Origin of the sequence: Romboutsia sp. (genome assembly GCF_051659545.1) — a bacterium.
Lineage (GTDB): Bacteria > Bacillota > Clostridia > Peptostreptococcales > Peptostreptococcaceae > JBOFOR01.
The window spans coordinates 1-8,869 of sequence record NZ_JBOFOR010000113.1 but is presented as its reverse complement, the minus strand read 5'-3'; the positions used below and the strand labels follow the sequence as shown (position 1 = coordinate 8,869).

The window sequence follows — 8,869 nt, the reverse complement described above, 5'->3', positions numbered from 1 at the left end:
GAGGCAGTTACAATGAAAGAAAGAATATCACCTAACGTAATAATTGTTTTATTTTTCACCTTGTGTTTTCAAGATGTATTGCAAAATAAATTTAGTATATTAAAATTTGCAGATGAATTAATGGCTGTTAGTTTATCGGTATTACTAATGGTGAAAAATTTAAAATATAAAAAAATAAATAAAGAATCAGTAATAATAATAATAATGTGTATTTTCATTACAATTATAGGTTTATTTGGAAATATATTATTTGAATACCAAAATATAAGATATTACCTTCAGGATATACTAGCAGTATTTAAAGCAATAATAGTATATATAGCTTTAAGTAATTTACTATATGTAGATGAAAATGAGTGGTATATATATAGACTAAACAACTTAATACAAATTATTTCTGTAATATTATTCACGCTTAGTATTATTAATACATTTATACCTATATTCCCACATTTAGACTATAGATATGGAATAAAATCACAACAACTATTTTTTTCTCACCCTACATACTTAGCGAGTAATACAATATTATTTATAATTATATTAAATAGCCTAAGAGATAAGTTTCGTAAAAATAATATATTTATTTATATGCTAAGCTATGTGGTAATAATGACGATGAGAACTAAAGCGTTAGTATTTTTAGCTTTGTATGCAATTAGCTCATATATGTTAAATAAGAATAGAAAGATTAAAATATATCATGTAATTATAATTATGATACTCTCTATTGTAGTTAGTTATAATAAAATTAATGAACAATTTGTAGTGAATGATGATTATGCAAGAACTGTATTATTAAGTACGTCAGTAGATGTTGCCAAGGATCATTTTCCATGGGGGAGTGGATTTGGAACATATGCATCAAGTGTATCAGCTAAGAATTATTCATCCATATATGAAAAATATGGTATAGATAACACTTATGGTTTGAAAAAAGGACAAGCACATTTTGTATCAGACTCATTTTGGCCTATGATATTAGGACAATTTGGATTTATAGGAATGATATTATATGCAAGTATATTGATTTTAATAGTAAAGAAATTAAATAAAAATAAATTTAAAAATAAGAAATATTATTATTCTGGAATATTGGTTATGACTTATTTAATTATAACAAGCACATCAGAGTCAAGTTTTGTTAATCAATACGCAATATCATATATGATGACTTTAGTTACATATAGAAATATGTTATTGTATAGCAATCGGTCATAACATATGATTCTCCATCACAGAATTTTATTTTCAAATATTGATTACTCCATGTAATGATATTAAATACAAATAAATAATGGACAATCGGGTATGAGTAAACTATGATAAATAAATATATTCTAAAAACAGTAATAGAGACAATGAAGTATAAGCTTATAAATACATTAGAATTAAAAAATGTTTAGTATATATCAAAATAAAAGAGTAGTTAACTATAGATATAAGTATGTAAATAAGAAATAAGTATAACTGTATAGGTGAAAAGTTAGGTGATATAGAATGGAAAAAAACAAAATAGAACAATTAGAAAAATTGCACAAATTAGAATTAAAAATCGCTTTAGAATTAAAGAAAATTTGTGACAAACATCAAATAAAGTATTTTTTAATTGCAGGAACGATGTTAGGTGCAGTACGACATGGAGGCTTTATACCATGGGATGATGACATGGATATTGGCATGTTAAGGGAAGATTATGAAAAGTTTATAATGGTTTGTAAAAAAGAACTATCTGAAGAATATTTTTTACAGACTTGGAATTCGGATTCTGAATATGCATTTTCTTATGCTAAAATAAGAATTAATAATACAAGAATAATTGAGAAATTTTCAGAAAATAGTAATGCTCATTCTGGAATATTTATAGATATTTTTCCATTTGACAATGTACCAGATAATAAGATAAAAAGAAAGGTACAATGCAAAGAAATATATATACTTAGACGATTACTATGTATAAAAAAGGGATATGGAAAAGAGTACTTTACATCTGCACAAGATAAATTTAAATATGAAATTTTGAAATGTATTTCTAATTTATTTAGTTTTAAATATTTGAAAGAAAAATTATGTAAAACATTAACTAAATATAATAGAGTATCATCAGAGTGTGTATTTACAGATGGTTCATACGGATACGATAAAGAGACTATAAAAAGAGAGTGGGTTACGAATTTATCAACAATTAATTTTGAAGGGGAAGAATTTTTAGCAATAAATGAGTATAGAGATTATTTATCGTATTTTTATGGAGAATATATGATATTGCCACCGGTGGATAAAAGGGGTGGTCATGAAATAATAGATATTAATTTTGGTATATATTAAAAATTACAATTAGTGAGGTAGGATATGAAAAGAGTAATAACATACGGAACTTTTGACTTACTGCATTTTGGTCATATAAATTTATTAAAAAGAGCAAAAGATTTAGGTGATTGTTTAGTAGTAGGATTATCTACAGATGAATTTAATGAATTAAAAGGAAAAAAGTCATATTTTTCCTATGAAAAAAGAGAGTACATGCTAGAATCAGTAAAATATGTTGATGAAGTTGTAAAAGAAAGTAGCTGGGAACAAAAAATAGAAGATATTAAAAAATATAATATAAATGTATTTGTAATGGGTGATGATTGGGAAGGTAAATTTGATTACCTAAAGGAGTATTGTGAAGTAGTATATTTATCAAGAACAGAAGGTATATCAACAACTGAGATTAAAGAAAATTTAAGGTGTGGTTAAAAAATGAATAATAAAAAAATATCAGTAATTGTTCCTGTATATAATGTAGAAAAGTATTTAGAAAGGTGTTTAAATTCACTACTAAATCAGACATATAAAAATTTAGAAATTATACTAATAAATGACGGTTCTACTGATAGTTCGGAAGAAATTCGTAAAAAATATTCTAAACAAGATGAAAAAATAAAATTTATTAGTCAAGAAAATAAAGGAATTGCAGAAACAAGAAATGTAGGCATAAAAAATAGTACAGGTGAATATATAGCTTTTTTAGATAGTGATGATTGTAGCAAGGCAAGTCACTAAGTTCCTTGCCTACGACCCCTCGGGGTAAAATTTTTGTAGAACCTTGTATGTAAAACCACGAATAGAGGAGTGGTAAAATTAAATATTATGACGAAATCTTATTATCAAGTAAAAATAAAGGTACAGTATAGACCAGCTAGTTTTAGTCAAGAGTTTTTAGAATTATTTTTTAATAGTGTTTTAGAGCATAGAAAATAAGCCATCAAAATATACGAATTTTTTGATAGTTAAAGAATAGAATTATTCGTTTTATTTTCTAAGCTACTTTTAAGTTTACATTCTCAATATATGCTTTACAATGTTCAAGAGGCATACGAAGTTCGTATGGATTTTGACTGCGTAGCACTGAAAAAATATACTTCATTAATTTATGCATAATGGCAACTAGTCCAACTTTTTTACTCTTTCCACTCATATTATTTTTATAATAATCGAGTAAAACAGAATTTGTTGGATCACCATTACGTTTACATCTAATAGAAGCAAGAGCTACTGCATACAAGGCCCTACGGCCAATACGTGTACCACGTTTAGATATATGATTATTGTTTCCTTTGAATTTTCCTGATTCATTCACAGAAGGATCAATACCAAAGAAAGCTACAAGATGCTTAGATTTAGTGAAATTTTTAATATCACCAATTTCACTTATTATTGTAATTGCAGTAAGTTCACCAATACCAGGTATAGATTTTAATAAATCAATATTATCGACTATGCTTTGAGGTATTTGAGAACTAGAGAGTAAATTTTGAATTTCTAATAATATCAATTTTATCTGAGTTTCAAAATTTTCAATGATATTTATATCAGATATTAATTTTACAAAAAGGCTAGGTGAAGGTATTCCGATGATTTTAGCACTTTCAGAAGTACTAATTAATTTAGAATATTTATCTTCAGCATATATAATACCTTTTCTAGATTTAGTTAACAGTATATTAATCAAATCATCTTTATCAGCAAATAAGATATCCTTTGGCATAGGATATGTTTTCAATATTTGAATAGATGTTTTAGAAGTAATATCTGAGAAAATATCAGTATAACCAGGAAATATTAAACGTAAATCATTAGATAATTTTTTCTTGTAAATTGACTTTGTATCTGTAAGTTTATAGTACTCTCTACAAAGTGATTTCAACGTATACAAGGTAGTATCAAATTTACTAGAAAATTTAATATCTTGATATTTGCATATTTTAGCAATAGATAAGGCATCTTTTTTATCATTTTTTACTTTTCTTATATCAGAATTCTTGTTAGAATTAGTGATAAGAGGATTGATAGTGAACACATCAAACATCTTATTACATAGAAAGTGGAAAAGAGATAAATGATACACGCCAGTGGACTCCATGAAAGTGCCAGCTTTCATGCTAAATTTCTTTTCCACTTTTTCTATTTCTAAAGCTAAATATCTAAAACCTTCTAAAGTATGATTTATTCTAAATGATTTCCTGTAAATTTCACCGTTAGGTGCAAGTATAGCAACTATAGAAAATTCAGCAGCTACATCTATTCCAATAACTGGATTATTAATATATTTTGACATTTGTAAATATCTCCTTATTTTTAATATAGTGAGATAGAAAAGAGATTCCATTTCTATCAGTAATTCTACAACCTTGTTTGTGACACGGATAATTCCCTTCATGGGAAATCCAACCAGCTAAACATAGAACTATTACTGATGGAATGATACGCTAATTTGCGGGTATATGATCTCTGAGATCATCCCAGGGGGATTACATCTATCCTCTATTCAGTAAAGAGTATAACTATATTTGTCAAAGTTGAATCTTCCGTTAGGAATATACTCAATAAAAAACTTAATTAAGAAATGCTTTAAAATCAGAGATGATTTTATATAGATTTTTAAATTTAGAGAAGTTGTTAATGTTCGTTAAACAATTAGAAAGTTTTATATCGAATGTTACAACTACATTATACAAGGGGGATAGTAGAATGAAGATTGCAATAGCAGGAACAGGATATGTAGGCCTATCAAACGCAATCCTGTTGGCACAACACAATTAAGTGGTAGCGGTAGATATAATTCAAGAAAAAGTAGATATGATAAATCAAAAACAATCTCCAATAGTGGATGTAGAAATTCAGCAATACCTATCTATAAAAGAACTAAACCTAGTAGCAACAACAGATGCATACAAAGCATATAATGATGCAGACTATGTAATAATATCAACTCCAACAAATTATGACCCAGAAAAAAAATACTTTAACACAAGCAGTGTGGAAGCTGTAATAGCTAATGTACTAGCAATTAACCCAAATGCAACTATAGTAATAAAGTCTACAGTACCAGTAGGATATATAGAAAAAGTAAAAAATATGTTCGAAACAGACAATATAATATTCTCACCCGAATTTTCAAGAGAAGGAAAATCCTTATATGACAATCTATATCTTTCAAGAATTATAGTTGGAGTCTAATACAACCAGGAAAGATCATATATCAGAGCAAATAATAAAGAAAAATCCAAATACTGTAGGCATATATAGATTAACTATGAAAGCTAACTCTGATAATTTTAGACACTCTTCAATTCAAGGGATTATGAAGAGAATAAAAGGAAAAGGAATAGAAGTGGTTGTATATGAACCAACTATGGATGAAGATAATTTTTATAATTCTAAAGTTATAAGAGATATAGAAGAATTTAAAAATACATGTGATGTTATTGTATCTAATAGAATATCTGAGGATTTATTAGATGTACAAGACAAAGTTTATTCTAGAGATATATATAATAGAGATTAAAATATAAAATTTGTACATGTGAAAAATAGTGAGGTAGATTAAATGAACAAAGTAGCTAAGGCAACAATAGGACTTATGGTAGCTACAATAATAGCTAAAGTACTAGGATTTGGAAGGGAGTTAGTATTAGCCTCTTCCTATGGAGCATCAATGTATAGCGATGCATACATAACAGCTATGAACATACCATTGGTAATATTTGCATCCATAGGAGGAGCATTAGGAACAACTTTCATCCCAATGTATTGCAACATAGATAATACTTTTGGAGAAAAAAGGTCGCTGAAGTACACAAATAATATTTTTAATATAGTTATAGTATTATCTATAACATTAGCAGTATTAGGATATGTATTTGCGGAGCCTTTAGTAAAACTATTTGCATTTGGATTTAAAGAAGAAACCTTTCAAATTACAGTAAACTTTACAAGGATAATAATAATGGGAACGGTATTTACAGGTATTGGGTTTGTAATGACCTCCTATTTGCAAGTAAAGAACAACTTTATAATACCAGGGCTTACAAGTTTACCTAAAAATATAATAATTATATCATCTATAATATTGAGTACTAAATATGGTCCATATACTATGATATGGGGAACTGTTCTAGGACTTGCAAGTGAGTTTTTATTCCAGTTACCATTTGCAATAAAAAATGGTTATAAATATACTCCTCATATAAATCTTAAAGATGAAAACTTAAGAAAAACAATCTGGCTAATAGGTCCAGTCCTTATAGGAGTAGGTGTTAATCAAATAAATGCAATGGTAGATAGAGCACTTGCTTCTAACTTAGCAGTGGGTAGTATATCAGCACTTAATTATTCCAACAAATTAAATGGATTTGTAATGGTTCTATTCATATCATCAATTTCTACAGTTATATATCCAATGTTATCAAAATTATCTTCTGAAGATAACAAAGAAAAGTTCAATCAATCCATTGTACAGAGTATTAACAGTGTAATTCTTTTAATTTTACCTATATCAGTAGGTGCTATTACACTTGCAACTCCAATAGTAAAAATACTATTTCAAAGAGGTGAGTTTGATACTAGAGCAACTAGTATGACAGCAATAGCTCTTGCTATGTATTCTATTGGAATGATAGCCTTTGGCCTTAGAGATATATTAGGAAAGGTATTTTATTCATTACAAGATACAAAAACACCTATGGTGAATGGTGCAATTGCTGTAGTTATGAATATATCGGTAAACTTAGTTTTAGTAAGATATTTAAAGCATGCTGGATTAGCTTTGGGAACAAGTATATCAGCTATAGTATGTATAATACTACTGTTTCGAAGTCTTAAAAAGAAAATTGGATACTTTGGTCAAGATAAAATTTTAAAAACAACCTTTAAATCATTACTAGCATCTATTGTAATGGGTGGTATTACAATTGTTACATATAATTTATTAAGTCAAATGTTGGGGGTAGGATTTGTCAAAGAATTTATAGCACTATTTAGTTCTATTTTTATTGGAGCATTTACTTATGGAATAATGGTAATTGTATTAAAGGTTGAAGAAATAAATGTTATTGTAATGATGGCAAAGAGAAAATTAAAATTAGCTCAAGTTTAGAAATATTAGATTATCATTATATAGGGGGAAAAAGGAATAACTATGAGAAATACTGTAAAAAAAGCAATAATACCGGCTGCAGGTCTTGGGACTAGATTTTTACCAGCCACAAAATCACAACCAAAGGAAATGCTTCCAATTGTTGATAAACCAACGCTTCAGTATATAATTGAGGAAGCTATAGCCTCAGGAATAGAAGAGATATTAATAGTTACTGGTAGAAGTAAGAAAAGTATAGAGGATCATTTTGACCGCTCGGTGGAATTAGAGTTAGAATTAGCTCAAAAAGGCAAGGACGAAATGCTTAAGATGGTTCAAGATATATCTAATATGGTAAATATCCACTACATCAGACAAAAAGAGCCCAAAGGTCTAGGTCATGCTATCCACTGTGCGAAGAGTTTTATCGGCAACGAGCCATTCGCAGTGCTTTTAGGGGATGATATTGTAGATGCAAATACTCCATGCCTAAAGCAACTTATAGATTGTTATAATGAGTATAAAACATCAGTACTTGGTGTTCAACAAGTAGCTAAGGAAGATACTTGCAAGTACGGAATACTAGATGTTAAGCATATAGAAGATAGGGTCTATAAGGTTAAGGATATGGTAGAGAAACCAGAGGTAGAGAAGGCTCCTTCTAATATTGCTATACTTGGTAGATATATAATAACACCAGCTATATTTGATATTCTTGAAAATCAAGAAGCTGGCAAGGGTGGAGAGATACAGTTAACTGATGCCCTTCAGACTTTAGCTACTAAAGAGGCTATTTATGCTTATGATTTTGAGGGAAGAAGATATGATGTGGGGGATAAGTTAGGATTCTTAGAAGCTACTGTAGACTTTGCTCTTAAGAGACCTGAGCTTAGAGATGATTTTATGGCATTTTTAAGAAGCAAAGGTGAGAAGAATGAAGTTGTGGTAGAAGAAGAGTTAGTGGAAGTTGCTGTAGATGCTGAGTAAGCTATATCAAAAGTATTACCAATTAAAAAGTCAGATATCTTATTTTATATAAAATAAGATATCTGACTTTTTAAATTTTATTGAATATTTTATTAAAGTTAATTTTTAGTATATAGATAACTAAAATATACGCTACAAATATACCAACAGTACCTCCCATACTATTAAGTATGATATCATCTATATCACTTAATCTCATAGGGAGAAATAACTGTGTTAGTTCAGCTAATACTGTAATATAAAAGCAAATTAAAAATGATTTTTTTATATTACCTTTTGATTTTATGTAAGAAAAAAATCCTAGAGGAATAAACAATAATATATTACCTAAAATATTAAAGGTGGATTCTATAAGGTTTTTATTCTTCAAAAAAGTGTAGATAGTTTTAAAAGGTATAATATTATATCTAATATTAGATTGATTTTCTACAGAAACTGGGAATATAGTAAGGGATAAAATAAATAAAAATGAAAAGAAAA

General features: G+C 27.9%; 11 protein-coding genes. 9 read left to right on the top strand and 2 right to left on the bottom strand.

Features of this window, described 5'->3' with window-relative positions:
* The 4 genes from ACRC03_RS06635 to ACRC03_RS06620 form a co-directional block, all read left to right on the top strand.
* A partial coding sequence (locus tag ACRC03_RS06635) for a hypothetical protein (RefSeq protein ID WP_438651772.1) occupies window positions 1-1,221 on the top strand: 1,221 nt, incomplete at its 5' end.
* 279 nt (window positions 1,222-1,500) lie between these two features.
* Window positions 1,501-2,328: a LicD family protein gene (locus ACRC03_RS06630; protein ID WP_438651771.1), complete on the top strand. Its 828-nt coding sequence runs from the start codon at window positions 1,501-1,503 to the stop codon at window positions 2,326-2,328.
* A gap of 24 nt (window positions 2,329-2,352) precedes the next feature.
* Complete coding sequence (gene tagD, locus ACRC03_RS06625; RefSeq protein WP_438651770.1) at window positions 2,353-2,742, top strand: glycerol-3-phosphate cytidylyltransferase; 390 nt, start codon at window positions 2,353-2,355, stop codon at window positions 2,740-2,742.
* A 3-nt stretch (window positions 2,743-2,745) separates the two neighbouring features.
* Complete coding sequence (locus ACRC03_RS06620; protein WP_438651769.1) at window positions 2,746-3,048, top strand: glycosyltransferase family 2 protein; 303 nt, start codon at window positions 2,746-2,748, stop codon at window positions 3,046-3,048.
* Between the two features lie 256 nt (window positions 3,049-3,304).
* On the opposite strand, the gene ACRC03_RS06615 is transcribed toward ACRC03_RS06620, so the two are convergent.
* A complete protein-coding gene (locus tag ACRC03_RS06615; protein ID WP_438651768.1) occupies window positions 3,305-4,603 on the bottom strand; it encodes an IS110 family transposase in 1,299 nt (432 codons plus the stop codon).
* 344 nt (window positions 4,604-4,947) lie between these two features.
* Between ACRC03_RS06615 and ACRC03_RS06610 the strand changes: the two genes are divergently transcribed.
* From ACRC03_RS06610 to galU, 5 genes are read left to right on the top strand one after another with little or no spacing between them, the layout of a single operon-like run.
* A complete protein-coding gene (locus tag ACRC03_RS06610; protein ID WP_438651767.1) occupies window positions 4,948-5,088 on the top strand; it encodes a hypothetical protein in 141 nt (46 codons plus the stop codon).
* A 36-nt stretch (window positions 5,089-5,124) separates the two neighbouring features.
* A complete protein-coding gene (locus tag ACRC03_RS06605; protein WP_438651766.1) occupies window positions 5,125-5,505 on the top strand; it encodes a hypothetical protein in 381 nt (126 codons plus the stop codon).
* Window positions 5,495-5,833 carry a UDP binding domain-containing protein gene (locus ACRC03_RS06600; RefSeq protein WP_438651765.1) on the top strand — a complete coding sequence of 113 codons (339 nt, stop codon included), beginning with the start codon at window positions 5,495-5,497 and terminating at the stop codon, window positions 5,831-5,833. Before ACRC03_RS06605 ends, ACRC03_RS06600 begins: the two co-directional genes overlap by 11 nt.
* 42 nt (window positions 5,834-5,875) lie before the next feature.
* Window positions 5,876-7,423, top strand: a complete 1,548-nt coding sequence (murJ, locus tag ACRC03_RS06595) for a murein biosynthesis integral membrane protein MurJ (RefSeq protein ID WP_438651764.1) — start codon at window positions 5,876-5,878, stop codon at window positions 7,421-7,423.
* A gap of 42 nt (window positions 7,424-7,465) precedes the next feature.
* On the top strand, window positions 7,466-8,389 hold the full coding sequence (gene galU / locus ACRC03_RS06590) for a UTP--glucose-1-phosphate uridylyltransferase GalU (protein WP_438651763.1): 924 nt from the start codon (window positions 7,466-7,468) through the stop codon (window positions 8,387-8,389).
* A 70-nt stretch (window positions 8,390-8,459) separates the two neighbouring features.
* Here galU and ACRC03_RS06585 read toward each other — a convergent pair.
* A partial coding sequence (locus tag ACRC03_RS06585) for a VanZ family protein (protein WP_438651762.1) occupies window positions 8,460-8,869 on the bottom strand: 410 nt, incomplete at its 5' end.

What these genes read in the sequence shown, in the direction of transcription:
- ACRC03_RS06630 (WP_438651771.1), top strand. Translation starts at nt 1,501, where the DNA reads ATGGAAAAAAACAAAATAGAACAATTAGAAAAATTGCACAAATTAGAA.
- tagD (WP_438651770.1), top strand. Translation starts at nt 2,353, where the DNA reads ATGAAAAGAGTAATAACATACGGAACTTTTGACTTACTGCATTTTGGT.
- ACRC03_RS06620 (WP_438651769.1), top strand. Translation starts at nt 2,746, where the DNA reads ATGAATAATAAAAAAATATCAGTAATTGTTCCTGTATATAATGTAGAA.
- ACRC03_RS06615 (WP_438651768.1), bottom strand. Translation starts at nt 4,603, where the DNA reads ATGTCAAAATATATTAATAATCCAGTTATTGGAATAGATGTAGCTGCT.
- ACRC03_RS06610 (WP_438651767.1), top strand. Translation starts at nt 4,948, where the DNA reads ATGTTCGTTAAACAATTAGAAAGTTTTATATCGAATGTTACAACTACA.
- ACRC03_RS06605 (WP_438651766.1), top strand. Translation starts at nt 5,125, where the DNA reads ATGATAAATCAAAAACAATCTCCAATAGTGGATGTAGAAATTCAGCAA.
- murJ (WP_438651764.1), top strand. Translation starts at nt 5,876, where the DNA reads ATGAACAAAGTAGCTAAGGCAACAATAGGACTTATGGTAGCTACAATA.
- galU (WP_438651763.1), top strand. Translation starts at nt 7,466, where the DNA reads ATGAGAAATACTGTAAAAAAAGCAATAATACCGGCTGCAGGTCTTGGG.